This window comes from Micromonospora sp. NPDC049359 (assembly GCF_044466585.1).
Classification (GTDB): domain Bacteria; phylum Actinomycetota; class Actinomycetes; order Mycobacteriales; family Micromonosporaceae; genus Micromonospora.
Genome location: NZ_JBITMW010000002.1, coordinates 250,692 through 275,940 on the forward strand (window position 1 = coordinate 250,692; position 25,249 = coordinate 275,940).

Annotated in this window: 25 protein-coding genes; 12 read left to right on the forward strand and 13 right to left on the reverse strand. The window is 72.1% G+C overall.

Features of this window, described 5'->3' with window-relative positions; genetic code table 11:
* Positions 1 to 4: 4 nt before the first annotated feature.
* A complete protein-coding gene (locus ACIBTX_RS07405; protein ID WP_357119833.1) occupies positions 5 to 730 on the reverse strand; it encodes a protein phosphatase 2C domain-containing protein in 726 nt (241 codons plus the stop codon).
* Between the two features lie 249 nt (positions 731 to 979).
* On the opposite strand from ACIBTX_RS07405, the gene ACIBTX_RS07410 reads away from it, so the two are divergent.
* Positions 980 to 3,589, forward strand: coding sequence for a glycoside hydrolase family 9 protein (locus ACIBTX_RS07410; RefSeq protein WP_357173389.1), 2,610 nt, complete (start codon positions 980 to 982; stop codon positions 3,587 to 3,589).
* 61 nt (positions 3,590 to 3,650) lie between these two features.
* Here the strand turns inward: ACIBTX_RS07410 and ACIBTX_RS07415 are convergent, their stop codons facing one another.
* Positions 3,651 to 4,532, reverse strand: a complete 882-nt coding sequence (locus tag ACIBTX_RS07415; protein WP_396832183.1) for an aminoglycoside phosphotransferase family protein — start codon at positions 4,530 to 4,532, stop codon at positions 3,651 to 3,653.
* A gap of 223 nt (positions 4,533 to 4,755) precedes the next feature.
* Positions 4,756 to 5,412 (reverse strand): HAD family hydrolase, encoded by a 657-nt coding sequence (locus ACIBTX_RS07420; protein ID WP_396832184.1) that lies wholly within the window; start codon positions 5,410 to 5,412, stop codon positions 4,756 to 4,758.
* A gap of 98 nt (positions 5,413 to 5,510) precedes the next feature.
* On the opposite strand from ACIBTX_RS07420, the gene ACIBTX_RS07425 reads away from it, so the two are divergent.
* From ACIBTX_RS07425 to ACIBTX_RS07435, 3 genes are all read left to right on the forward strand, one after another.
* Positions 5,511 to 6,077, forward strand: coding sequence for a DUF222 domain-containing protein (locus tag ACIBTX_RS07425; RefSeq protein WP_396832185.1), 567 nt, complete (start codon positions 5,511 to 5,513; stop codon positions 6,075 to 6,077).
* Positions 6,078 to 6,160: 83 nt separating this feature from the next.
* Positions 6,161 to 7,390 carry an MFS transporter gene (locus ACIBTX_RS07430; RefSeq protein WP_396832186.1) on the forward strand — a complete coding sequence of 410 codons (1,230 nt, stop codon included), beginning with the start codon at positions 6,161 to 6,163 and terminating at the stop codon, positions 7,388 to 7,390.
* A gap of 13 nt (positions 7,391 to 7,403) precedes the next feature.
* Positions 7,404 to 7,937: a GNAT family N-acetyltransferase gene (locus tag ACIBTX_RS07435; protein WP_396832187.1), complete on the forward strand. Its 534-nt coding sequence runs from the start codon at positions 7,404 to 7,406 to the stop codon at positions 7,935 to 7,937.
* A 3-nt stretch (positions 7,938 to 7,940) separates the two neighbouring features.
* Here the strand turns inward: ACIBTX_RS07435 and ACIBTX_RS07440 are convergent, their stop codons facing one another.
* The 5 genes from ACIBTX_RS07440 to ACIBTX_RS07460 form a co-directional block, all read right to left on the reverse strand.
* Positions 7,941 to 8,198, reverse strand: coding sequence for a UBP-type zinc finger domain-containing protein (locus ACIBTX_RS07440; protein WP_357119854.1), 258 nt, complete (start codon positions 8,196 to 8,198; stop codon positions 7,941 to 7,943).
* A complete protein-coding gene (locus ACIBTX_RS07445) occupies positions 8,195 to 9,769 on the reverse strand; it encodes a Na+/H+ antiporter (RefSeq protein WP_357173380.1) in 1,575 nt (524 codons plus the stop codon). The genes ACIBTX_RS07440 and ACIBTX_RS07445 overlap by 4 nt, the downstream gene beginning before the upstream one ends.
* A gap of 37 nt (positions 9,770 to 9,806) precedes the next feature.
* On the reverse strand, positions 9,807 to 10,772 hold the full coding sequence (locus ACIBTX_RS07450) for a TIGR03885 family FMN-dependent LLM class oxidoreductase (protein WP_357119860.1): 966 nt from the start codon (positions 10,770 to 10,772) through the stop codon (positions 9,807 to 9,809).
* 104 nt (positions 10,773 to 10,876) lie between these two features.
* On the reverse strand, positions 10,877 to 12,292 hold the full coding sequence (locus tag ACIBTX_RS07455) for an NADP-dependent succinic semialdehyde dehydrogenase (RefSeq protein WP_357119863.1): 1,416 nt from the start codon (positions 12,290 to 12,292) through the stop codon (positions 10,877 to 10,879).
* 13 nt (positions 12,293 to 12,305) lie between these two features.
* Positions 12,306 to 12,569 carry a DUF6343 family protein gene (locus tag ACIBTX_RS07460; RefSeq protein WP_357119866.1) on the reverse strand — a complete coding sequence of 88 codons (264 nt, stop codon included), beginning with the start codon at positions 12,567 to 12,569 and terminating at the stop codon, positions 12,306 to 12,308.
* 190 nt (positions 12,570 to 12,759) lie between these two features.
* On the opposite strand from ACIBTX_RS07460, the gene ACIBTX_RS07465 reads away from it, so the two are divergent.
* The gene (locus tag ACIBTX_RS07465) at positions 12,760 to 13,611 is read left to right on the forward strand and encodes a GDSL-type esterase/lipase family protein (RefSeq protein ID WP_396832188.1); all 852 of its coding nucleotides are present in this window, start codon (positions 12,760 to 12,762) and stop codon (positions 13,609 to 13,611) included.
* Positions 13,612 to 13,634: 23 nt separating this feature from the next.
* On the opposite strand, the gene ACIBTX_RS07470 is transcribed toward ACIBTX_RS07465, so the two are convergent.
* From ACIBTX_RS07470 to ACIBTX_RS07480, 3 genes are all read right to left on the reverse strand, one after another.
* Positions 13,635 to 14,390 (reverse strand): EcsC family protein, encoded by a 756-nt coding sequence (locus tag ACIBTX_RS07470; RefSeq protein WP_396832189.1) that lies wholly within the window; start codon positions 14,388 to 14,390, stop codon positions 13,635 to 13,637.
* A gap of 46 nt (positions 14,391 to 14,436) precedes the next feature.
* Positions 14,437 to 14,583 (reverse strand): hypothetical protein, encoded by a 147-nt coding sequence (locus ACIBTX_RS07475; protein WP_355237852.1) that lies wholly within the window; start codon positions 14,581 to 14,583, stop codon positions 14,437 to 14,439.
* Between the two features lie 106 nt (positions 14,584 to 14,689).
* Positions 14,690 to 15,538 carry a peptidase M23 gene (locus tag ACIBTX_RS07480; protein ID WP_357119875.1) on the reverse strand — a complete coding sequence of 283 codons (849 nt, stop codon included), beginning with the start codon at positions 15,536 to 15,538 and terminating at the stop codon, positions 14,690 to 14,692.
* A gap of 401 nt (positions 15,539 to 15,939) precedes the next feature.
* On the opposite strand from ACIBTX_RS07480, the gene ACIBTX_RS07485 reads away from it, so the two are divergent.
* From ACIBTX_RS07485 to ACIBTX_RS07500, 4 genes are all read left to right on the forward strand, one after another.
* Entirely contained in the window at positions 15,940 to 16,860 is a 921-nt protein-coding gene (locus tag ACIBTX_RS07485) for a PAC2 family protein (protein WP_355050254.1), read from the forward strand.
* Between the two features lie 72 nt (positions 16,861 to 16,932).
* Positions 16,933 to 17,730 (forward strand): exodeoxyribonuclease III, encoded by a 798-nt coding sequence (locus ACIBTX_RS07490; RefSeq protein WP_357119878.1) that lies wholly within the window; start codon positions 16,933 to 16,935, stop codon positions 17,728 to 17,730.
* A gap of 49 nt (positions 17,731 to 17,779) precedes the next feature.
* Entirely contained in the window at positions 17,780 to 18,097 is a 318-nt protein-coding gene (locus tag ACIBTX_RS07495; protein WP_355050256.1) for an antibiotic biosynthesis monooxygenase, read from the forward strand.
* A 69-nt stretch (positions 18,098 to 18,166) separates the two neighbouring features.
* Entirely contained in the window at positions 18,167 to 19,042 is an 876-nt protein-coding gene (locus ACIBTX_RS07500) for an alpha/beta hydrolase (protein WP_357119881.1), read from the forward strand.
* A 202-nt stretch (positions 19,043 to 19,244) separates the two neighbouring features.
* Here ACIBTX_RS07500 and ACIBTX_RS07505 read toward each other — a convergent pair whose 3' ends face one another.
* Together ACIBTX_RS07505 and ACIBTX_RS07510 are read right to left on the reverse strand one after the other, a co-directional pair.
* Positions 19,245 to 19,949, reverse strand: a complete 705-nt coding sequence (locus ACIBTX_RS07505; protein ID WP_396832190.1) for a class F sortase — start codon at positions 19,947 to 19,949, stop codon at positions 19,245 to 19,247.
* Positions 19,950 to 20,151: 202 nt separating this feature from the next.
* Entirely contained in the window at positions 20,152 to 20,898 is a 747-nt protein-coding gene (locus tag ACIBTX_RS07510) for a hypothetical protein (protein ID WP_396832273.1), read from the reverse strand.
* 131 nt (positions 20,899 to 21,029) lie between these two features.
* Between ACIBTX_RS07510 and trmB the strand changes: the two genes are divergently transcribed.
* From trmB to ACIBTX_RS07525, 3 genes are all read left to right on the forward strand, one after another.
* Complete coding sequence (gene trmB, locus ACIBTX_RS07515) at positions 21,030 to 21,731, forward strand: tRNA (guanosine(46)-N7)-methyltransferase TrmB (RefSeq protein WP_396832191.1); 702 nt, start codon at positions 21,030 to 21,032, stop codon at positions 21,729 to 21,731.
* A gap of 118 nt (positions 21,732 to 21,849) precedes the next feature.
* Positions 21,850 to 24,363 (forward strand): DUF3516 domain-containing protein, encoded by a 2,514-nt coding sequence (locus ACIBTX_RS07520; protein WP_357393160.1) that lies wholly within the window; start codon positions 21,850 to 21,852, stop codon positions 24,361 to 24,363.
* A 140-nt stretch (positions 24,364 to 24,503) separates the two neighbouring features.
* Complete coding sequence (locus ACIBTX_RS07525) at positions 24,504 to 25,148, forward strand: hypothetical protein (protein WP_357119888.1); 645 nt, start codon at positions 24,504 to 24,506, stop codon at positions 25,146 to 25,148.
* Positions 25,149 to 25,249 lie beyond the last annotated feature (101 nt).

Below are 25,249 nucleotides of genomic sequence, written 5' to 3' on the forward strand. Positions count from 1 at the left end.
GGGGTTACTCCTCCACGACGTCGGCCACCACGACGGTGACATTGTCCGGAGCGCCCGCGTGCAGCGCCAGGTCGATCAGCTTGCCGGCGCAGGCGGACCGGTCGGGGTAGGCGGCGAGCACCTCGGCCAGGGTGTCCGGGCGGACGACGTTGGAGAGGCCGTCGCTGCACAGCAGCCACCGGTCGCCGGACCGGGGCACCATCGTCGCGTACGACGGGGAGACGTCCTCGCCCTGCAACGCCTGGGTCACGACGGCCCGGCGCGGATGGCTGCTGGCCTGGTCCGGGGTGATCACGCCCTGGTCGACGAGCATCTGCACGAAGGTGTCGTCGCGGGTGATCTGCTTGAGCACACCCTCGCGGAACAGGTAGGCCCGCGAGTCACCGACGTGGGCGAGGGCCAGGCAGCTACCGGTACGGGCGAAGAGCAGGGCGGTCAACGTGGTGCCCATGCCCTGGCGCTCGGGGTCGTCGGCGACCGCCTGCCGGATGCGGGCGGTGGCCAACGCGATGCCGTCCTGGAGGGCGGCCACCAGGGCGTCCTCGGGTGTCTCCACGTCCAGCGGGGCGACCGCGTCGATGGTGAGCGAGCTGGCGAGGTCACCGGCGGCCATTCCGCCCATGCCGTCGGCGACCGCGACGAGCCAGGTGCCGGCGTGCAGGGCGTCCTGGTTTCCGCTGCGGATCAGCCCACGGTCGCTCGTTCCCACGGAGCGCAGCTTCAGGGTCATGGGAGGCAGCCTGCCAGGCGAAGGGCGCAGTTGTCTCTAGGAGATCAGGACGACGGCGCGTGGCGCGGCCAATCTCACGTCTCGCGTTCGGCCGCGGCGCGCGTCTCCGCCCTTGTCGGACGGCAGATCCCATCCAGTCGGATCAATTGACAGGACGATCCACCACTGGAAACATCGAGCTTCGACCTGGGAGCGCTCCCAGGTCGCCACCGCCACCTGCCTCACCTCCCGTCCCGGAAGGACTACCCCGTGACGCCATCCAAACGTCGCCTCCTCCTGGCCGCGGCGACCGCCCTGGCCCTCACCGGCGCGGGCGCCGGAGCGGCCTACGCCGCCCCTCCACCGGACGCCCCCGAGCAGATCGACAACGGGGACTTCAGCGCGGGCGTGAGCCCGTGGTTCTCCTACGGCACCGACTCACTCGGGGTCACCGACGGCCAGCTCTGCGCCGCCGTCCCCGGTGGACTCGCCAACCCGTGGGACGCCGGCATCGGTCAGGACGGCGTGCCGCTGATCGCGGGCGCCGAGTACACGCTCGGCTTCGACATCACCGCCACCCCCGGCACCGCCGTCAAGGCCGTGCTCCAGCTCGGCAGCGCCCCGTACACCACGTACGCGGCCGTGGACGCCGCCGCCACCGGCACCGTCCAGCGCGTCGAGTCGACCTTCACCGTCCCGGACGACAACCAGAACGCCCAGCTCATCTTCCAGGTCGGTGGCAGCGCGCAGGCGCAGACCATCTGCCTCGACGACGTGTCGCTGCGCGGCGGCGAACCCCCCGCGCCGTACGAGCCGGACACCGGGCCCCGCGTCCGCGTCAACCAGGCCGGCTACCTGCCCGGCGGGCCGAAGAACGCCACGGTGGTCACCGAGGCGACCACGCCGCTGCCCTGGCAGCTCCACTCGGCCGCCGGGGCCGTCCTGGCCAGCGGCACCACCACCACGCGTGGCGTGGACGCCGCCTCCGGGCAGAACGTGCAGACCGTCGACTTCTCCAGCTACCGCACCCCGGGCGCGGGGCTGACGCTCACCGTCGACGGCGAGACCAGTCACCCGTTCGACATCTCCGGCACCCTCTACAACCAACTGCGCTCCGACTCGATGCAGTTCTTCTACGCCCAGCGCAGCGGCATCGCCATCGACGGTGACCTGATCGGCGACGAGTACGCCCGCCCGGCCGGCCACCTCGGCGTCGCCCCCAACCAGGGCGACACCAGCGTGCCCTGCCAGCCGGGCGTCTGCGACTACTCCCTCGACGTGCGCGGCGGCTGGTACGACGCCGGCGACCACGGCAAGTACGTGGTCAACGGCGGCATCGCCACCTACCAGCTCCTCAACACCTTCGAGCGGACCAAGACGGCCGCCACCGCCAACGGCGGCGCCGGACTGGCCGACAGCACCCTGCGGGTGCCCGAGCGCGGCAACGGCGTCCCGGACATCCTCGACGAGGCCCGCTGGGAGCTGGAGTTCCTGCTGCGCATGCAGGTGCCGGCCGGCAAGCCGCTCGCCGGCATGGTCCACCACAAGATCCACGACAAGAACTGGACCGGCCTGCCGCTCGCCCCGCAGGACGACCCGCAGCCGCGCGAGCTGCACCCGCCGTCGACCGCCGCCACCCTCAACATGGCCGCGACCGCCGCCCAGTGCGCGCGACTCTTCGCCCCGTACGACGCGGCGTTCGCGTCCCGCTGCGGCACCGCCGCGAAGACGGCCTACGCCGCCGCGAAGGCACACCCCGCGGTGTACGCCAGCCCGACCGACGGCACCGGCGGCGGCGCGTACGACGACTCGAACGTCACCGACGAGTTCTACTGGGCGGCGGTCGAGCTGTACCTCACCACCGGTTCGCAGACCTACCTGACCGACCTGACCGCGTCGCCGCACCACACCGGCAACGTGTTCGAGCCGCGTGGCTTCGGCTGGCAGAGCGTCGCCGCGCTGGGTCGACTCGATCTGGCCACCGTGCCGAACGGGCTGCCCGCCGCCGACCTGACCCGGGTTCGCGCCTCGGTCACCGCCGCCGCCGACGCGTACCTCGCCGAGCTGCGCCGGCAGGCGTACGGGCTGCCGATGCCCGGGGACGCCGACAGCTACTTCTGGGGCGCGAACAGCAGCATCATCAACAACGCGATCGTCCTGGCCACCGCCTTCGACCTGACCCGCGACGCCCGTTACCGCGACGGCGCCGTGCAGGCGATGGACTACATCCTGGGCCGCAACGCCCTGAACATCTCGTACGTCACCGGCTGGGGCGAGCACGCCGCGCAGAACCAGCACAGCCGGATCTTCGGCCACCAGCTCGACGCCAACCTGCCCCGTCCGCCCGCCGGCTCCCTCGCCGGTGGCGCGAACGCGGCGTTGCAGGACCCGTTCGTGGCGCAGTTGCTCGCCGGCTGCAAGCCGATGTTCTGCTACGTCGACGACATCAACTCGTACTCCACGAACGAGGTGGCGATCAACTGGAACTCGGCGCTGGCCTGGATCTCCTCGTTCCTGGCCGACCAGGGCGAGGCGGGCGCCGTACCGGCCGTCACCTGCTCGGTGAGCTACGCCAACTACGGCGCTTGGCAGGGCAACACCGGGTTCACCGCGCAGTTGACCATCCGCAACACCGGGTCCACGGCCGTCAACGGCTGGACCACCCGGTTCGCGTTCACGGGTGACCAGCGCGTCCGGGAGGCCTGGCTGGCGAAGGTCACCCAGTCCGGCGCGACGGTCACCGCGAAGAACGAGTCGTACAACGCCAAGATCGTCCCCGGTGGCACGGTGACGTTCGGCTTCAACGCGACGACCAACGGCGGCGCCAACCCCAACCCGGGGCTGGTCACCGTCAACGGGAACGCCTGCTCGCTGTCCTGAGCGCGACCCCTGGTGGCCGCCCTTCCCCCCGGGGGCGGCCACCAGGACCACCCGTCCGCCATCACGAATCCAGCACCAGGCGGAAGGCGCGCTCGCCGATGCCGCGCATCAGCGGGTTGTCCTGCGAGTGCGTCAGGAACACCAGGGACAGGGCCAGCGCCCAGCCGCGCGCCCGCTCCCAGGTCGCGTCGTCCGCGCGGCCGTACGCCCGCCGAAGAGCAGCACGCGGCTCGACCGGAAACAGCATCCAGGCCACGGACAGATCGGTCGCGGGATCGCCCGAGGTGATGTCGCCGAAGTCGATCACGGCGCTGATCCGGCCCCGGTCGACGAGGATGTTGGCGGGATGCAGGTCCCCGTGCAGCCACCGCGGCGGACCACCCCACGCGGGTGCGGCGACGGCCACCTCCCAGACCCGCAGCGCGGCGGCGCGATCGGCCGGATCGACATGCGCGAGCCCGTTCAGGACCCCCGGGGCGCGGCCGAGCAGGGGAATCCCACGCATCGGGTTGACGGGAGCCTCCGGCGGAGCCGGCATGTGCAGCGCGTCCAGGAAGGCGCCGAGCGTCGCCGCTGCCGCCCCGGGGTCGCCGGGCGCCGAAAGCGCCACGATCCGGCCCGGGAAGAACGGTACGACACTCCACGACCAGGGGTAGCGGGTCGTCGGCTGCCCGACGCGCACCGGCGCTGGCACCGGCAACGGCAGGCGGCCGGCCAGCTCCGGCAGCCAGCGCTGCTCGTGCGCGATGAGCTCGGCGGCCACGGCACGGCGCGGCAACCGGACCAGCAACTCCGCACCAAGACGACACACGAGGTTGTCCCAGCCGTTGGCGAGGATCTCGATCGGCAGGTCCGCCAGATCGGGGTGCTGCTGGTCGAGCAGACCGCGCACCAGTTCGACAGAGACGGGAATCTCCGCGGCGGGCATCCGCTTGACGGTCACCGCAAAACCCTACGGCCGCGCCCCGGTGGGCGTGCGCCGAGCGGCGCGAGGCGGGCGCCTGATCCGCTCGACCTGGCATGCTCGGCTTGTTGTTCTCGGCCTGCTGTTTCCGGCTTGGTGTGCATGGCTCGGTGTGCGCGGCTTGGTGTGCGCGGCTCGGTGTGCGCGGCTCGGTGTGCACGGCTCGGTGTGCACGGCTAGTCGGCTCGGCTGTCGGGCGCGGCTAGTCGGCTCGGCTGTTGTGTGCGGCGATCAGGGCCGGCAGCTCGTGCAGCGAGTCGATGCGGAACAGGCACCGGTCGGCCACGGCTGGCATGTCGAGGATGTGCCCCCACGGGGAGCGCCGGATCAGGCACGTCTTCACACCGGCCTCCTGAGCCGGACGGGCGTCGTTGTCGGGCCGGTCGCCGACGTACAGGATCGAGGCCGGATCGCCGCCGCCTTCGGCCACCACCCGGTCGAAGAAGGCCGGCGCCGGCTTCGCCACGCCCCAGGAGTGCGACGTGCCGATCACGTCCACCTCGAGGTCGAGAGAGCGAAGGGTCGCCTCGGCATGGGCCGGCTGGTTACCGGCCAGGCCCACCAGCAGACCCTGATCGCGCAGGGCGGCGAGGCACCCTTGCGCGTCCGGATAGAGATCCTCCGCGCCGAACGTCTCCGGCTGCCCGGCGGCGGCTCGACGGGCAAGCTCGACCTCCAGGTCGAAGTCGGGCCGGAAGGTCCGGAACGTCTCCCGGTAGTCCAGGCCCCTCGCGACGACCGCGCCGAAGACCGCAGACAACGTGTGCCGCGGGACGCCGAACCAGTCCGCCCAGGCCGCGAACTCGCGGGACTCGTCGAGAATCACCCCGCCCACATCGAAGAAGACCGCCTTGATCAACCCATCTCTCCCGTCCCGCTGCGATCATCGATGATCATAGGCGCATTCGACGCACGACCCAGCCCCGAATTGTCGTACACCTGTTCTAACCTCGGCCCGTGGTGGAAGGGTTGGCGCGGGCGGAGGCGGCGGTTGCCGACTGCCTCGACGCGGCGGTGTGGACCCTCCCCGAGCACGATCTCGTCGCGGCCCTCGACGCCGCGCACCGGCTCGCGCAACGCTTGGCGGCCGTGCAACTGGCGCTGGTGCGTGAGGTGGACGGCCGCGGCACGCCCCGGGCGCAGGGCGCGTCGTCGACGGCAGTGTGGTTGCGGGACCGGCTGCGGCTCGACGGTTCCACCGCGCGCCGACTGGTCAATGTCGCTGGGGCGCTCGATGCCGGAGCGCCCGGGGTGCGCGCCGCGCTGGCCAACGGAGACATCACTGTCGAGCAGGCGCGGGTCATCGGCGAGACCGTCCTGACGGTGCACACGGCCGCTGACGCCGAGACGGCCGACAAGGCGGTCGGCGTCCTCATCGAGTGGGCCGGCAAGTTCGAGCCGACCGTGCTGCGCAAGCTGGGCACCCGGGTCCTCGACCAGGTCGCCCCGGAGCTTGCCGAAGCTGCCGCCAGGGCAGCCCTGGAGGCCGAGGCGCGCCGGGCCGACCGCGGCAGGCCGTGGTGACAAGTGCTCTCGGGCTGCTGGTGTGACCAGCCTCGCGTCGTCCGGGACTGCCGACTCCGCAGGTCCTGCCTAACGTCGCCACCATGACGGTCATCGGCGACACCGGCGTCGCGCCGTCACCACCGGCGGGGCGACTGCGCACTCTCGCGCTCGCGACCCTGGCGAACTCGGTCGGCGCGGGCCTGTGGCTGACCGGGGCGGCTCTCTATCTCACCCGGGATGTGGGGCTGTCCCCCGTTCAGGTGGGTGCCGGGCTCAGCGTCGCCGGACTGGTCGGGCTGACCGCCAGCGTGCCGCTCGGCGCCCTGGCGGATCGGCGCGACCCGCGCACGCTGCGAGCCGCGCTGCAGGTCCTCCAGGCGGCGGTGGGGGCGACGTACCTGCTGGTCGACTCGTTCACGGTCTTCCTGGCCGTCGCGGTGCTCGAACTGCTGTTGGCCTCGGGCAACCTCGCGGTCCGCGCCGCGTTGGTCGCGGCCGTCACTGGTCCGCAGCGGCGGGTACACGCCTTCGCCACGCTGCGCGCCGTGGCGAACCTGGGCATCGCCGTCGGGGCCGGGCTGGCCGGGTTCGCGTTGGCCGTCGACACGCACCGGGCGTACCAACTGTTGGTGGTCGGCAACGCGGTCACCTACCTGGTGTCGGCGGCGCTGTTGCTGCGACTGCCGGCCTACCCGCCGATGCCACGTGTCGCGACCGGTGCTGTCCTGGGCCGGGGAGGAGCGCTGCGCGACGGCCGGTTCCTCGTGGTGAGCGGCGCGTCGGCGCTGCTCGCTATGCACCAGACAGTTCTCACGCTCGTCGTGCCACTGTGGGCGGTGACCGTGGCCGGAGCGCCGCCGCCCGTCGTGTCGGCGGTGCTGCTGACCAACACGCTGCTGACCGTCGTGCTGGCGGTGCGGCTGAGCCGGGGCGCGGACACCGCCGTCCCCGCGGCGGCGACGATGCGCCGCGCCGGCCTGGTACTGGCGTCCGCGATGCTGCTGTACGCCACCACGGTCGCCCTGCCCACCACGGCGGCGGTCGCACTCCTCCTGCTCGCCACGGCCGTCTACACCGCCGGAGACCTGTGGCACGCCGCTGCGGGAGCCGGGCTGGCCTACGATCTCGCCCCATCGGGAGCCGTCGGCGCGTACCAGGGGGTGGACGGGATGCTCGCCGGCCTGGCCCGAGCCGTCGCCCCGGCCCTGCTGACCCTGGTCATCATCGACGGCGGGGCGGCCGGCTGGCTGGCCGTCGCCGGGCTGTTCGCCGTGACGGGTCTGATCATCCCGGCGCTGACCCGGTGGGCGCTGAACACCCGCCGGGTGTAGCAGGATGCCGGGCATGAACGATCAGTCGATCATCACCATCCGCCCCGGCGGCCCCGACGACGCCCCGGCCGTGCTGCGGCTGCTCGACGTGGCCACCGCCTGGCTGGTGGAGCGCGGCCGGACCGGGCAGTGGGGCACGCGGCAGCCCTCCACCGATCCCGGCCAGATCGCCCGGGCCGATCAGTGGGCCACGAGTGGCGGCCTGCACCTGGCGATGCGGGGCAACCGTGTCGTCGGCGCGCTGGTGGTGGGTGACGCCACCGAACACGTGCCCCCGGCCACCGAGCCGGAGCTGTACGTCCGGCTGCTGGTCACCGACCGGGCGCACGCCGGGCTGAGGATCGGGGCCCGACTGCTGGAGCACGCCGCCGAGGTGGCGCGGGCACGCGGGCTGGGATTGTTGCGGGTGGACTGCTATGGCGGCGACGACCGGGCACTCGTCCGGTTCTACGAGGGCTGCGGCTTCACCCCGACCGAACCGTTCACCGTGGTCCGGTCGGGGCGTGAGCCGTGGCCGGGGCAGTTGCTCGTGCGCCGGCTCGACTGAACGTCAGCCGATCTCCTCGTCGACGAAGCACCAGCGCCACGCCTCGCCCGGCTGCGCCGAGCGGATCACCGGGTGACCGGTGGACGCGAAGTGCTTGCTCGCGTGCTGGTTCGGCGACGAGTCGCAGCAGCCGACCTGCCCGCAGCTCAGGCAGGTACGCAGGTGCACCCAGTAGGTGTTGCCGATGGCGACGCAGTCGGCGCACTCGTCGGGGGTTAGCGGCTCGGCGGTGCCGGCCTCGGTCAGATGCTGACAGCTCACTGTTCCACCTCCTGCCGCAGCAGCGACTCTTCCAGGTCCAGGTCACGGTAGGCCTGCACCAGTACCTCCTCGGGAATGCGACCGGAGTCCCGGGCAGCTCGGAAGACGTCCCGCTCGGCGTCGATCATCTCTTGTCGCAGCCGACCGTACGCCTGTGAAGGGGTTTCCCGCTCGTCGCCGCCGAGCCGTTCCCAGGCCATGTTGGTGCGGTCCTCCAGCACCCGGCGCAGCCGGTCCACCACGGGGGCGGGCGCGCTGTCGGCCAGCTCCTCCAGGCGGTCCCGCGCTGCCCGGCTGGCCTGCTGCTGTACACCAGCGGCGGACAACGCGTCCTGCATGGGGTCATCCTGGGGCAGTTTCAGGCGGCGGGCGACCAGCGGGAGGGTGGCCCCCTGCCCGACCAGGGTGACCACGATCACCGCGAAGGCCAGCCAGATGAACAGGGCCCGCGGGTACGGCTCCTCCTCGGCCAGCGTCAACGGCAGGGCCAGGGCGGCAGCGAGCGTCACCACGCCGCGCATCCCGGCCCAGCCGATGATGATCGGGATCTTCGGGGAGGGGGCCGCGTCGCGGCGGCGGATCCGAGGGACCAGCCGGGCCAGGTAGGTGGCCGGGAAGAGCCAGACGAAGCGGGTCAGGAAGACGGTGGCCAACACCGCCACGGTGATCAGGACGAGGGAGCCGGCCGGCTCGTCGAGGTTCCGCAGCACGTCCCGCAGTTGCAGCCCGACCAGGAGGAAGACCAGCCCTTCGAGAAGAAACCGCACCAGCCGCCAGAACGCCCCGGTCTGCAACCGGGACGCCGCCGACAGCAGTTGCGGCAGCTTGTGGCCGAGGGCCAGCCCGGTGACGACCACGGCGACCACACCTGAGGCGTGCACGTGCTCGGCGGTGAACACCACCGCGAACGGGATGATCAACGACAGCGCGTTGTCCAGCAGCGGGTCGCTGATCCGCCGGTGCAGGAAGCCGAAGACGACCGCCCCGAGCGCGCCGATCAGGATGCCGCCGCCGGTCGCGCGCAGCACCTCCACGGCCACGTCCGCCGTGCCGACGGTCGAACCGATGGTGGCCATGGTCGCGACCCGCAGCAGCACCAGCGCGGTCGCGTCGTTGACGAGGCTCTCCCCCTCCAGGATGGTGACCACCCGGCGGGGCAGCCCGACGCGGCGGGCGACCGCGGTGGCGGCCACCGCGTCCGGCGGCGCGACCACCGCGCCGAGGGCCAGGCAGATCGCGAACGGCACCTGCGGCAGCAGCAGATGCAGCACGACGCCCACCGCGAACGCGGTGAACAGCACCAGGCCCACGGCGAGCAGCAGGATCGGCCGGATGTTGTTCTTGAACGCCGGCACCGACGTCTCCAGCGCCGCGACGTACAGCAACGGCGGCAGGATGCCGATCAGCACCAACTCCGGCTCGAGGTGGATCTGCGGGAAGCCCGGAAGGAAGGACAGGGCCAATCCGAGTACGACAAGCAGGATCGGCGCGAGCAGGCCCAGCCGGCGGGCCAAGGCCGCGCCCAGGGTGGCGATCGCCAGGAAGACGACGACCGGAAACAGGCTTTCCATGGGGTACGAGCCTAGGGGGCGGGTGGTCGACGCCCGATCAGCCGGCCGGACGCAACTTCGGCAGCACCTCGGCGCCGAACGCGTCGATGAAACCGCGCTGCTCCTGCCCGACGTGGTGCAGAGCGATCTGGTCGAAGCCGAGCGCCACGTACTCCTCCAACCAGCCGACGTGCCGGCCCAGGTCCGCCGAGACGTTCACCACCTGGGCGACCCGCTGGGCGGGTACGTCGGCGGACACCTCGTCGAAGTGCTCCACGGTCTCCAGGTCCCAGCAGACCGGAGGGGCGAAGACGTTGCTGCGCCACTGGTCGTACGCGATCGCCTCGGCCTGTGCCTGCTCCCGCGCCCAGGAGACGTGCACCTGGAGGTGCAGCGGTCCCCGGCCACCGGCGTCCCGGTACGCGTCGATCATCGCCCGCAGGTGCTCAACGGGCGCGTTCACGGTGATCAGGCCGTCGGCCCACTCGGCGCACCAGCGGGCGGTGGCGACGCTGACGGCGGCGCCGACCAGCGCGGGCGGCTCCTCGGGACGGGTCCACAGCCGGGCCCGGTCGACCCGGACGAGGCCGTCGTGGCTGACCTCCTCACCGGCCAGCAGTGCCCGGATCACGTCCACGCACTCGCGCAGCCGGGCGGAACGGACGTCCTTGCGGGGCCACACGTCACCGGTGATGTGCTCGTTGCTGGCCTCGCCGGTGCCGAGGGCCGCCCAGAACCGGCCCGGGTACATCGCGCCGAGGGTGCCGATCGCCTGCGCGATGATCGCCGGGTGGTACCGCTGGCCGGGGGCGTTGACGACGCCGAACGGCATGCCGGTGGCCTGCAGGGCCGCGCCCAACCAGGACCAGGCGAAGCCGGACTCACCCTGCCGCTCGCTCCACGGCGAGAAGTGGTCGGAGCACATGGCGGCGTCGAAGCCGGCCCGCTCGGCGTGCATCACCGCTTCCAGCAGGGCGCGGGGGTTGATCTGCTCGTGGGAGGCGTGGAACCCGAACGTCGTCATGGGCGCATCTCCTACCCACGACAACGCCCGCTGATGCTTGAAAGGAAGGGCCCCTTATTAACGCTCCGCGTCTAATAAGGGGCCCTTCCTTTCAAGCGGAGGTGTTACTCGGCGTGCGCGCCGGCGCCGGCCGACGCCGCCCCCTCGCCCACCCACACCGTCTTGGTGTTGCAGAACTCCCGCATGCCCAGCTCGGACAGCTCCCGTCCGTAGCCGGAGTTCTTCACGCCGCCGAAGGGCAGCTCCGGGTACGAGGTGGTCATGCCGTTGACGAAGACGTTGCCGGCGTCCAGGTCGGTGGCGAAGCGCTCCTGCTCGGCCGCGTCCCTGGTCCAGGCGTTCGACCCGAGCCCGAAGCTCGTGCCGTTGGCCACCTCGATGGCCTCGTCGTAGGACGACACCCGGTACAGGCCGGCGACCGGCCCGAACACCTCCTCGGACCACATCCGCATCTGCGGCGTCAGGTCGGTGACGACGGTCGGCGGATAGAACCATCCGTCGCCGGTGGGCAGCTCACCGCCGCAGAGCACCGTCGCGCCGTTCTCCGCCGCGTCGCGCACCTGGGCGTGCACCTCGTCGCGGCCGTGTTCGCTGGCCAGCGGACCGACGTCGGTGTCGCCGTCCATCGGGTCGCCGACGCGCAGCGCGGCCATGTTCGCGGCGAACTTCTCGGCGAACGCGTCGAAGACGTCGGTGTGCACGATGAAACGCTTGGCGGCGATGCAGGACTGGCCGTTGTTCTGACAGCGGGCGGTGGTGGCGACCTCGGCGGCACGGTCCAGGTCCGCCGAGGGCATCACCACGAACGGGTCGCTGCCGCCCAGCTCCAGCACCGTCTTCTTGAGTTCCCGCCCGGCGATCTGCGCGATCGACCGCCCGGCCGCCTCACTGCCGGTGAGCGTCGCGGCGCGTACCCGGGGGTCGGCGAGGATGCGCTCGACGGCGTCCGAGCCGACCAGCAGGGTGGTGAACGCGCCCTCCGGGAAGCCGGCGCGGCGGAACACGTCCTCCAGCAGCAGCGCGGTCTGCGGCACGTTCGAGGCGTGCTTGAGCAGGCCGGTGTTGCCGGCCATCAACGCCGGGGCGGCGAAGCGCATCACCTGCCAGAGCGGGAAGTTCCACGGCATCACGGCGAGCACCACGCCGATCGGCTGGTAGCGGATGAACGCCCTGGTCGCCTTCACGGCGGCGGCGTCGGCCGGCTCGTCGGCGAGGAACGCCGGGGCCCTGTCGGCGTAGAAGCGGGCGGCCGTGGCGCACTTGGTCACCTCGGCCTGCGCGGCGGCGTACGTCTTGCCCATCTCCGTGGTCATGATCCGGGCGATCTCGTCCCGCTCGGCGTCGAGGAGGTCGGCGGCGGCGTTCATCCACCGGGCGCGCTCCTCGACGCCTGTGCCGCGCAGCTGCCGGTACGCGAGATCGGTGCGCTCGATGGCGGCGTCGAGCTGTTCGGTGGACATCGCCTCGTAGGTCTTGAGCACCTGACCGGTGGCGGGGTTGGTGGTGGCGATGTGCGGCATTTCGCTTCTCCTGTCACTCGAACAGCGAGTGTCGTACGCCCGGCTCCTCGCGGCGGCGGGCGGCGCGGCGGCGTTGGATCACGACCAGATCGACCACGGCGACCACCGCGAGGATCGCGCAGAGCACGCCGAGCCAGGCGATCCCGACCCAGAACGCCAGCACCGCGAAGATCACCATGATCACCAGTCCGAAGCTGGCGAGGGTGAGCCGCAGGTTGAGGGCGCTGTACGCGTGCCCGACCGTGCCACGGGCGCGCCGGGGCTGCGATCTCGTCATACCCCACGATCTACCCGCGATCGGGGGTGTTAACCGGTGGCCGACGACTCCACGCGCGGCGGCACTTGTAGCATCCCGACGGCAGGTCCGAGGCCTCTTCGCCGCATACCCGACAGCAACTTCCCGCCCAACCGGGTCCAGCGCATAGAGTTACCGCGCTGTCGCTCTGTGCTGCGAGACAGGGGATGTCATGCCTCGACGCTGGATCGCCGCCCTGGCCTGCCTCGCCGCACTGGTGGCGCTGGCCTGCGAGGGTGGCACATCGGCGGCACCGCGCCCCACCAAGAGCGCGCCGTCGTCCGGCGGCCCCGGCGGCATCGCCGCGCTCGGCGACTCGATCAGCACCGGCTTCGCCTCCTGCCTGGTCCTCACCTCCTGCGAACGCAACTCGTGGTCCACCGGGGACGGTCTGCGGGTACACAGTCACTACCGGCGACTGCTCGATCAGGACTCCGCGATCCGTGGCCGGGCGTACAACCACGCACGGCCCGGCGCCCGCGCCGACGCCCTGGAAGGCCAGGCCCAGGCAGCGGTACGCGACCGCGCCGACTACGTCACCGTGCTGATCGGCGCCAACGACATCTGCCGGGGCGGGGTGGACGCGATGACCCCGGTGACCACGTTCCGTACCGACGTCGACCGGGGCCTGCGGGCGTTGCGCACCGGTCGACCGAAGGCCCGGGTGCTGGTGGTGAGCATCCCCGACCTGTACCGACTCTGGGAGGTCGGGCACACCGACGGTCGGGCGACGCGCGCGTGGAAGCGGGGCATCTGTCCGGCGCTGCTGGCCAACGCGACGTCGAACGCGGCCGCCGACAAGGCCCGCCGGGCCGCCGTCCGGGAGCGGATCGACGCGTACAACGTGCAGTTGGTGGCGGCCTGCCGGGCGTACGGCTCGCGCTGCCGGCACGACGGCGGCGCGGCGCACCGGGTGCGCTTCACCCTGGACCTGCTCAACTCGCTGGACTGGTTCCACCCCAACGCCAGCGGTCAGGACCGCCTGGCCGAGGTGACCTGGCGCGCCTCCGGACTGGCCGACTGAGTCCGCCCGCGCGAGCGGACCGATCAGGGGTGGCGGGGCTCCGGAACGGCGGTGCCGCGGCGACCGTAGAGCGCCCGCGAGCGCTCGGCCAGGTCCTTAGTGGCGGACGAGTTGGCCCAGGTGCCGAGCACGATTGCCGCCCCGGGGACGATCTTCGCGATGACGCGTTTGGCCGCCCGCACACCGGCCATCTGGGCGAGCCGGACGCCGAGCTGCAACATGACCCGGCCCAGCGGACGCTGACCGCCCAGGCCGAAGAGCGCGTCGGCGCGTTCCCGGCCGGCGGCCACCCCGAGCGCCAGGCGGGCGCTCTCGGCGACCTTGTGCACCCGCTGGAGCACGAGCAGATCGGTGGCCCGGTCGCTGTGCAGCGGGTCGACCTCGTACGCGGCGGCGACGTGCAGGACCATCCGCGCCTGGGTCCAGGCCAGCACGCCGACGTCGAGGACCGCGCCGGGCAGCCCGGCCGCGCCGGAGACCGCCCCGGACAGGCGGGCCAGGTTGACGAACTTGCGGACCGCCTGGTCGGCCAGGACGTCGGACGAGACACCGGGGTGGTCGTTGCGGGCCCGGGCGGCCCACTGCGCGGCCTCCGGCCCGAGTCGGCGTACCGCCTCCAGCGCGAGGTGCTCCGGGGCGTACTGCGGATCGTCACGCATCCGGTCCCACAGCCGCGCAGGCGGGCCTTCGGGCGTGACCGGCGGCGCGACCGGCAGGTCGGCCGACGGCTCGGGGGTGGGCGCGGCGGGTTGACCGCCGGTGGGCGGGGTGTCGGTCACCGGGTCTCCCCAGGGGTGGGTACGGGCAGGACGGCCGGTGGCGCGGTCAGCGACGGCGGTTGGACAGGCGGGTGGCCAACCCCTTGAGCTTCTGCTGGTTCTCCGGCTTGGCCAGCTCGCGCCGACCCCGGTCCACCAGTTGCTGGCCCTTGGGCGATCTCAGGAAAGTGCTGATCCGCTGCATCAGAGACATAACGTCCTCCTGTCGGTGATCCCTCAGTCATGTGTACCCCGAACCCGCAACGGATGTACCCGGGACGCGACAGGCTCAACCCTCACCGTCCATAGTGGTCGGTAGGCTACCGCCCCGTCGGCACGATGGCGTCGACGACCCGGGTGGCCCGCCATTCGTGCTGCTGGTAGTACTCCGGGTACGCGGAGACCTGCACCGCCTGCGCGGCATCGGTGAGGCGCATCTGCTGCCAGCCGGGCACCTGTTCGAGTGCCGTGAGGAACTGCCGGGTCGCGAACTCCGGGTCCATCAACCGACCGACCGGACCCCAGCCGCTGCTGGAGCGCTGCTGGAACAGCCCGACCGAGTCGTGGTCCCAGCCGACGCCCTGGTGCGGGTAGTCCTGCGACTCCGGCAGGACGCCGCTGGCGACGTTGTAGAGGTTGCTCTCCTGCATGGCGGTCGCCACCGCGATGACCAGGCCACGGCGCGGAATGCCCATCTTGCGGCCGGCGCGGACGATCGCCTCGGCGTTCTCCATCTGGTCCTCGTCCAGACCGGCGACCGGCGCCGGGCGGGTCGGCTTCGCCGGGGCGACCTTGCGGGCGCGGGGGGTGGCGTCCGGGTCGGCCGGGGTGGTGGACGTCGACGGGGTGGCGGACGGGGCCGCCGATCGGTCGAGCCCGCGGGATGCGGTCTGCTGCTCGGCGCGCTCCGCCAGCTCGACGCCGGCGGTCTTCTCGCGCGACTGCGCGCCGGCGTCCTGGTCCCGGACCTGCACGGCGGTGGCCAGACCGAGGCAGCAGACCACGCCGGTGGCGAGCGCCACCTGGGCGCGGCGTCGGCCGCTCAGGTCGCGGGCGTACGCCCGAAGCCGACTCGCGGCGGTTGTCCGTTCGGCTGAGGTGCCTTCCGCTGTTTCGGCAGTGGGGCTACTCGGGGCGTACGGGTCGTCGAGGGTGCCGTCGTCACGCATCAGCCGAGGCTAGGCAGACCGAAGCCCCGATCACGCACGGTGATCACGTGGTCATCGCCACACAAACAGGCGCCACCGGTGGACGAGCGATGCCGCTCGACCCGCCCGAGGAACGAACCTCGCGTACCGGAGGAAAGCGGCGGGGCGTACAGGCCGGCACGGACCGCGACAGAGATGGACATCGGTCCGCGCGACCCGACATGATCGACAAACTCGGCCTTTGGGCCGAACCGCCCATCGGCCGATCGGCGGAATCGGGTGGTTCGTCCGATCGTGCCCACCGGGCGGGCGACGGATCGCCCGACGCAGGAATGCGCCAGGATGGCGGGTACGTTGCCCGAACCGAGTGCTGTCCGTCGCGACGGCACCCGAACAGGCACATTCCAGGGAGGTCCGCACCGGTGCTCGACCCACACGAGCTCTACCAGCTCACCGACGATCTGCCCGACCTCGGGCAGCCGGTCCTGATTCAGGCCCTCACCGGGTTCGTGGACGCCGGCAACGCCAGCCGGCTGGCCCGCGAGCAACTGCTCACCTCGCTCGAGGGTCGGCCGATCGCCACCTTCGACGTGGACCAGCTCTTCGACTACCGCTCCCGGCGACCGGTGATGACCTTCAACGAGGACCACTGGGAGAGCTTCGACGCGCCGGAGCTGGAGCTGCACCTGCTGCACGACGACGACGAGACGCCCTTCCTGCTGCTCACCGGCCCCGAGCCGGACCTGCAGTGGGAGCGGTTCACCGCCGCCGTCGCGGGGCTCGCCGCCCGGCTCGACGTACGGCTCACCGTCGGGCTCAACTCGATCCCGATGGCGGTCCCGCACACCCGGCCGACCGGGGTGACGGCCCACGCCACCCGTCCCGAGCTGATCAGCGGGTACGAGCCGTGGCTGCAACGGGTTCAGGTGCCCGGCAGCGTCGGCCATCTGCTGGAGTTCCGCCTCGGCGAGCAGGGCCGCGACGCGCTCGGCTTCGCCGCCCACGTGCCGCACTACGTGGCGCAGACCGAGTACCCGGCCGCCGCCGAGGTGCTGCTGAGCGCCGTGTCCCGCAGCACCGGGCTGCTGCTGCCCGGCGACGGCCTGCGCTCGGCCGCCGAGGTGGTCCGGGTGGAGATCGACCGGCAGGTCGCCCAGACCGAGGACGCCGCCGCGCTGGTCCAGGCCCTGGAGGAGCAGTACGACGCGTTCGCCCGAGGACGCGGCGAGCGGAGCCTTCTCGCCCCGGACGCCGGCCCGCTACCCACCGCCGACGAACTCGGCGCGGAGCTGGAACGGTTCCTGGCCGAACAGACCCGCCCCGGCGACACTCCCGGGAGCTGATCCGGCGGCGTGCCGGCGACCCGGCACCTGTGTGAGGCGGCGTCGGGGCGGCGGATACGGCAGGGTGGACGTATGCGCCTGGCGACCTGGAACGTGAACTCGGTGAAGGCCCGGCTCCCCCGGCTGCTGGAATGGCTGGCTGACACCGGTCCCGACGTCGTCTGCCTGCAGGAGACGAAGTGCCCCGACGGCGCGTTCCCGGTGGCCGAGGTGGGCGAGCTGGGCTACACGGTGGCCAGCCACAGTGACGGCCGCTGGAACGGGGTCGCGATCCTGTCCCGGGTCGGCCTCGACGACGTCCGCGTCGGCTTCGCGGGCGAGCCGGGCTTTCCCGAGCCGGAGGCTCGGGCCATCTCCGCCACCTGCGACGGGGTGCGGGTCTGGTCGGTGTACGTCCCCAACGGGCGCGCGCCCGACGACCCGCACTACGCGTACAAGCTCGCCTGGTTCGCGGCGCTGCGCGACGCGCTGGAGGCGGAGCTGGCCGGCGGCCGGCCGCTGGCCGTCTGCGGTGACTTCAACGTCGCCCCGACCGACGCCGACGTCTGGGACCCGGCGGTGTTCACCCACTCCACGCACGTCACCCCGGCCGAACGGGCCGCCCTCGCCGCGCTGCGCGACCTGGGCCTCAACGACGTGGTGCCGACGCCCATGAAGGGGCCGCACCCCTTCACGTACTGGGACTACCGCGCCGGGATGTTCCACCAGAACAAGGGCATGAGAATCGACCTGGTGTACGCCTCCGCGCCGTTCAGCCGCGCGGTCCGCTCGGCGTACGTCGACCGGGAGGCCCGCAAGGGCAAGGGCCCCTCCGACCACGCGCCGATCGTGGTCGACGCGGACCTCGTTCCGGCGGTCGAGGGGCTCTGACCTCCGGCGCTCCCGCCGCACGGCCGCCGGGGCTGGCTAGGGTGGGCAGATGGCAGTCGTGAAGATCAACGCAATCGAGGTTCCCCCGAACGCCGGCCCCGAGCTGGAGAAGCGGTTCGCGGCACGGGCCGGCGCGGTGGAGGGCTCCCCCGGCTTCCTCGGCTTCGAACTGCTGCGCCCGGTGGCCGGCGAGACCCGCTACTTCGTCTATACGCGGTGGGAGAGCGAGGAGGCGTACCAGGCCTGGGCTTCGGGGTCCGCCCGCGCCGCCCACGCCACCGCCCCCGGGGAGACGCCCCGCCCGCCGGTCTCCAGCGGCGCGACCCTGCTGGAGTTCGAGGTGGCGTTGCGGGTCCCCCAGCCCTGACCACCTGCCGGCCTGCCGGGCTCGACGTAACCCCGCCCCGACGGCGATCTGCGCTGATAGCGTCCGGCCATGTTCGACGGCTTCGAAGAGTTCGACATCGCCACGTCCGGCGCGACGATCCACGGACGGCGTGGCGGTGACGGGCCGCCCGTTCTGCTGCTGCACGGCATACCCGAGACGCACCTCATGTGGCACCGGGTCGCGCCCCGGCTCGCCGAGCACTTCACCGTCGTCGCCACCGACCTGCGGGGCTGGGGAGACAGCGGCACACCGCCGAGCAGCGCCGACCACGAGCCGTACAGCATGCGCGCCATCGCCCGCGACCAGATCGAGGTGATGCGGAGCCTCGGGTACGACCGGTTCCACCTGGTCGGCCACGATCGCGGGGCGCGGTGCGCGTACCGACTCGCGCTCGACGCGCCGGACGTCGTCACCCGGTTGGCCGTCCTGGACGTCGTGCCGATCGGCGACGTGTACGACCGCGCCGACAAGGCGTTCAGCCTGTCCTACTGGGTCTGGTCCTTCCTGGCCGCGCCGGAGCCGGTGCCCGAGCGGTTCATCGCCGCCGCGCCCGAGGTGCTCGTCGACTACATGCTGGAGAACTGGCCGGAGGTGAAGGACTCCTTCCCACCCGAGGTACGGGCGGCCTACGTCGAGCAGTTCACGCACCCCGAGACCGTGCACGCGATCTGCGAGGAGTTCCGCGCGGCGGCCAGCCTGGACTACGACCAGGACCGGGCAGACCGTGGGAGCCGGAAGATCGCCTGCCCGCTGTTGTTCCTCTGGAGCCAACACGGCCAGGTCGCCAAGCTCTACGACGACCCGATGGCGATCTGGCGGCAGTGGGCCGACGACGTACGAGGCGGCCCCGTACCGGCCGGGCACTTCATCCCCGAGGAAGCGCCCGACGAGACGGCCCACCGACTTCTGGACTTCCTGCGCTGACGCCCGGCCGGGCTACCAGCTCGCCCGGGTCGGGCCGGGGCGGTGACCAGCGCCCGCCCGCACGATCCGCGCCAGGCGGGTTCCCCTGACGCCCTGACCGCCGGGCTTGATCGACTCGACTTCGGCGAAATCGGGGTGTCAGCGCCACCTGGACACCCCGACATCACCGACGTCGTGTGGATCAAGCCGAGCCCGGCCGGGCTCAGGGCTTGCGGGACGACTGGAGGGTGGCGAACGCGATCACGTTGTCGGCGTAGCCGGCGCGACCGCCGATGAACTGGCCGCCGCAGGTGATGAGCCGGAGACCGGCGGGGCCCTCGTGCCCGTAGATGCGCTCGGCGGGCAGTTGGTCCTTCGGGAAGCGCTCGACCGTGTCGACCTTGAACACCACCGTCGACCGGTCCGCGCGGGCCACCTCGATCAGGTCACCGGGCTTCAGCTTGCCCAGGTCGTAGAAGACCGACGGGCCGCTCTTGGTGTCCACGTGCCCGACGATGACGGCCGGACCGGGCTCACCGGGGGTCGGCCCCCGGTCGTACCAGCCGGTCTCGTTGTGCTTCTCCAGCGGCGGTACGGCGATCGTGCCGTCCGACGCCTGCCCGACCGGAGCCACCGGCGCCTCCACCTTGATCGCCGGGACGGTGAGGCGCACCGGGCGGCTCGCCGACAACCCGACCGTCTCGCTGCGCGGCGGGCGTTCGCCGCCGGCCGGGGTCAGGTCGAGCGGGCCGACCGAACGACCCAGTCCCGCGCCGGTGGCGAAGACGCCCACCAGCACCAGCATCACGGCCAGCGGCACCGACCAGGGGCTACGCCGCGTCGGACGGCTGCGCCGGGGAGCGACGACGGTCGGCGGACGGGCGGCCACCGCCGGCCGCTCGCCGGCGACACGCGACGCGCGGGACATCGGCGAGGGCTTCGCGCCATCGGACGGGCGCGAACTGCCGGCCTGCTGGGCAGCAGCGGATTGCCGGGCATCGCCGGACGGGCGTGCGACAGCGGGCGGGCGGGCATCGCCGGGCAGCCACGAGCCGGCGGACGGGCGCGAACCCGTGGGCGGACGGGATCCGGCCGGCGGCGGTGTGGGGCGGAAGATTTCCATGGCGGGCTCAGCGGCGCGCGACGCTACGGGGCCGGCGCAGGGCCACCACGGCGAGGACCAGGCCGGCGACCGTGAAGGCGGCACCGCCGGGCAGCAGCAGCTTGCCGGTAACTCCCCCGGCACTGCCACCGAAGCCGGTCGCCGGGCCTCGACTGGGGTGAGGGGAGGGCACCGTCTTCACCACCTGCAACATGGTCGACGCCGTCTCGCCGTCGCGGCACTCCAGCTTGACCCGGTAGTTGCCGGGGCGGGTGCGCTCGCGCACCATCGGCGCGGCGGTGAGCACGCCGCCCTGCGGTTGCACGCCGACGGCGCCGAACGCGTCCGAGACGACGGTGGCGCCGATCGAGTTGTCCCGGCAACTGGCCCGAATGCCAACCAGGTAGCCGGGCTGCACCGTGCTGGGGCTCACCTCGACGAAGACGTCCACCACGGGAGCGGGCTGTGGCGCGCCACCCGGCACGCCTCCGGGCTGCGGCGCGGGCGCGGCAGCCGGCAGGACGTCGAGCGGCGCGGACGCGGCAACCGGCAGGACGTCGAGCGGCCGGGCGGGTGCGGCGACGGCCGACAGAGGATCGAGCGGCCAGTCGGAGGCGGTCGACAGGGCGTCGGACGGCCCGCCGGGCGCAGTGGCGAGGGCCGGCGGCGTGGCCAGCGTCGCCGGGGCGGCGAGCGCGGGAGCGGTGGTCAACAGAGGGATGGCGAGCATGGCCGCCACCGACAGGAGCACGCCGCCGCGGGTCACTGTCACGATGCCCCCTCTTCGACGCCGTCGAACCGCGCCGGGCAGCGGACCGCCCGGCCTGCCGTACCAATCGGATCCTCTCATTCCCGGTCGCACATCACATCCGATCCGCAGACGAAGTCGCGTACGCTCGGGTCGCTGTGACCATCACCGACCCTGACCCCGCCGCCGTCCCGCCCACCGGCCGGCCGATCCGCACCTTCCACCCCCGTCGGGGGCGGATGAGCGGCCGGCAGACCGACGCGTTGGACCGGCTCTGGTCCTCCTACGGTCTGGACGTGTCGGACGAGCCCGTCGACCTGGCCGCCATCTTCGGCCGCCGGGCCCCAGTGGTGCTGGAGATCGGCTCGGGCATGGGCGACAGTACGGCCGCGATGGCCGCCGCCGACCCGGACCGAGATTATCTGGCGGTCGAGGTGCACACGCCGGGAATCGCCAACCTGCTCGACCTGGTGGACCGCGCTGACCTGGGGAATGTCCGGGTTGCTCGCGGTGACGCACTGGAGTTGGTCGGCGGCCTGCCGGAGGGCGCGCTGGACGCCGTACACGTGTTCTTTCCGGATCCGTGGCCGAAGGCCCGGCACCACAAGCGGCGGATCATCCAGCCGTCGCACGTGGCCCTGCTGCGGTCCCGGTTGGCCCCCGGCGGCGTGCTGCACTGCGCGACGGACTGGGCCGAGTACGCCGAGGCGATGCGGGAGACCCTGGACGCGGACCCGGAGCTGGTCGACGCGTACGGCGGCTACGCGCCCCGTCCGGCGCACCGCCCGGTGACGAAGTTCGAGCGGCGGGCGATCACGGCGGGCCGTCCGGTCGCCGATCTCATCTACCGCCGACGGTAAGGAAGGGCCCCCTGTTAACGCCTGGCGTTGTAAAAGGGGCCCTTCCTAACGCCTTGAGCGGGTCACGCGACAACCTGGTTGGCGCCGGAGGGCATGATCCAGGCACCATGGACACGCTATGACGCTCACCGCCGCGCTGCCGAGAAGCGCCGACCCCGACACCCTCTTCGACGCGTTCGCCGGTTGGGCGAAGGAGCGCGGCCTCGACCTCTACCCCCATCAGGAGGAGGCGGTCATCGAGATCGTCTCCGGCGCCAACCTGATCATGAACACGCCCACCGGCTCGGGTAAGAGCCTGGTGGCCGTCGCCGCGCACTTCGCGGCCCTGGCCGACAGCCGGACGACGTTCTACACCGCGCCGATCAAGGCGCTGGTGTCGGAGAAGTTCTTCGCGCTCTGCGAGGTCTTCGGCGCCGAGAACGTCGGCATGCTCACCGGCGACGCCAGCGTCAACGCCGACGCCCCGATCATCTGCTGCACGGCGGAGATCCTGGCCAACCTGGCGCTGCGCGAGGGCGCCAAGGCCGACGTCGGCCAGGTGATCATGGATGAGTTCCACTTCTACGCCGAACCCGACCGTGGTTGGGCGTGGCAGGTGCCGATCATCGAGCTACCGCAGGCCCAGTTCATCCTGATGTCCGCCACCCTGGGGGACACCACCCGCTTCGTCGACGACCTGACCCGGCGTACCGGGCGGCCGACCGCCGTCGTGCGCTCGGCCGAGCGGCCGGTCCCGCTGATCTTCTCGTACGCGATGACGCCGCTGCACGAGACGCTCGAGGAGCTGCTGGAGACCAAACAGGCTCCGGTGTACGTCGTGCACTTCACCCAGGCCGCCGCGCTGGAACGCGCCCAGGCGCTGATGAGCGTCAACGTCTGCACCCGCGCCGAGAAGGACATGATCGCCCAGGCGATCGGCGGCTTCCGGTTCACCTCGGGCTTCGGCAAGACGCTGTCCCGGCTGGTCCGGCACGGCATCGGCGTGCACCACGCCGGCATGCTGCCCAAGTACCGCCGCCTGGTCGAGACCCTGGCCCAGGCCGGTCTGCTCAAGGTCATCTGTGGCACCGACACGCTCGGCGTCGGCATCAACGTGCCGATCCGCACGGTGCTGTTCACCGGCCTGAGCAAGTACGACGGGGTCCGTACCCGCCTGCTCAAGAACCGGGAGTTCCACCAGATCGCCGGGCGGGCCGGCCGGGCCGGGTACGACACCATCGGCCGGGTCGTCGTGCAGGCCCCCGAGCACGTCATCGACAACGAGAAGGCCCTCGCCAAGGCCGGCGACGACCCGAAGAAACGCCGCAAGGTCGTCCGCAAGAAGCCGCCGGAGGGCTCGATCGGCTGGGGGCAGCCCACCTTCGACCGCCTCGTCGAGGCCGAGCCGGAGCCGCTGACGTCCAGCTTCCAGGTCAGCCACTCGATGCTGCTGAACGTCATCGGCCGCCCCGGGGACGCGTTCGCGGCGATGCGGCACCTGCTCACCGACAACCACGAGGAGCCCGCCGCCCAGCGCCGGCACATCCGCCGGGCCATCGCCATCTACCGGGCGCTGCGGGCCGGTGGGGTCGTCGAGGAGCTGCCCGAGCCGGACGAAACCGGTCGCCGGATCCGGCTCACCGTCGACCTCCAGCTCGACTTCGCGCTCAACCAGCCGCTCTCCCCCCTCGCCCTGGCCACCATCGAGCTGCTCGACGCCGAGTCCCCCTCGTACGCCCTCGACGTGTTGAGCGTCATCGAGTCGATCCTCGACGACCCTCGCCAGATCCTGTCCGCGCAGCAGTTCAAGGCGCGCGGCGAGGCGGTCGCCGCGATGAAGGCCGAGGGCATCGAGTACGAGGCCCGCCTCGAACTACTGGACGAGGTGACCCACCCAAAGCCGCTCGCCGAGCTGCTGGAGGCCGCGTACGAGATGTACCGGCAGGGTCACCCGTGGGTCGCCGACCACCAGCTCTCCCCCAAGGCCGTCGTCCGCGACATGTACGAGCGGGCCATGACCTTCACCGAGTACGTGCAGTTCTACGGGCTGACCCGCTCGGAGGGCCTGGTCCTGCGCTACCTGGCCGACGCGTACAAGACGCTGCGCCAGACCGTCCCCGAGGACGCCAAGACCGAGGAGCTGATCGACCTCATCGAGTGGCTGGGCGAGCTGGTCCGCCAGGTCGACTCCAGCCTCATCGACGAGTGGGAGCGGCTGCGCAACCCGTCCGACGTGGCCGAGGTGGCCCAGGCGCACGCCGCCCTGACCGACCGGCCACCGGCGGTGACCCGCAACGCGCGGGCGTTCCGGGTGCTGGTGCGCAACGCGCTGTTCCGTCGGGTGGAGCTGGCCGCGCTGCGCCGCTGGGACCTGCTCGCCGAGCTGGACTCCGCCGACGGCTGGGACTACGACGCGTGGGCCGACGCCCTGACGCCCTACTTCGAGGCGTACGACTCGATCGGGGTGGGTCCGGACGCCCGCGGCCCGGCGCTGCTCATGATCGAGCAGGGCCGGGAGAAGTGGACCGTCCGGCAGATCTTCGACGACCCGGACGGCGACCACGACTGGGGCATCAGCGCCGAAGTCGACCTCGCCGCCTCGGACGAGGTCGGCGCGGCGGTCGTCCGGATCACGGACGTCGGTCAGCTTTAGCGGTCGCCGCGAGGGGGTCGTCCGGGTTGCCGGACGGCCCCCTTTGTCGCGTCTTCCGCCGCCCCGTTTTCACTGGGCGATGTCAGGGGTGTCGATTAGAATGTATGTACTAATAGCGCTTCTGAACTGGGAGGACGCCCGTGACCGCGCCCACCTCCATGCCCCTGACGCCCTACACCACCCTGCTCGGCTTCACCCGCTACGTCGACCGCACCGGCCCCACCAAGGCGACCTTCGTGGGCGGTCTGCGCAAGCAGCGCGCCAGCCGCTCCGGCTTCAACCCGCACGGCCAGTTCGTCAAGGCGCTCAAGGCCGACATCGCCTTCCACACCGGCGGCACCCACCTGGCCGGTGTGGTCGACGTCGTCAAGCCGCGCTGGCGCCCGCTCTACCAGGCGCTGGTGCCCGGCGCGACGGCCTGGCTGCACTCCCTCGGCGATCCGGCCACCCTCGACCTGGCCCAGACCCGCGACGCCCTGGCCATGCTCGGCGACCTACCCGTCAAGATCAACCCCCACTTCGGCGTACGTCACCCCGACGGTCACGCCGACGCGGTCCGACTGCACTTCGACGAGGCGCCGCCGAGCGAGGAGTCGATGCTCGCCACGCTGCACCTGATGGCCCGCCACATGGACGCGGTCCTCCCGCACGCCGAGCCGGTCCTGGTCGACGTCCGGCGCGGTCAGGCCCACCGCATGCCCACCGACGCCAAGCCCGAACAGATCGAACGCTGGCTGGCCGGCGAAGCCGCCGCCTTCCGCGCCATCTGGTCCACCGCCGCCTAACCACACCGCAAGATCGCACTCGATCCAAGATGTAGTGGTCTCCGCTTCTCGGGAGGCCACTACATCCATGTTCGAGCACGATCATGGGGACAACCGCGCGC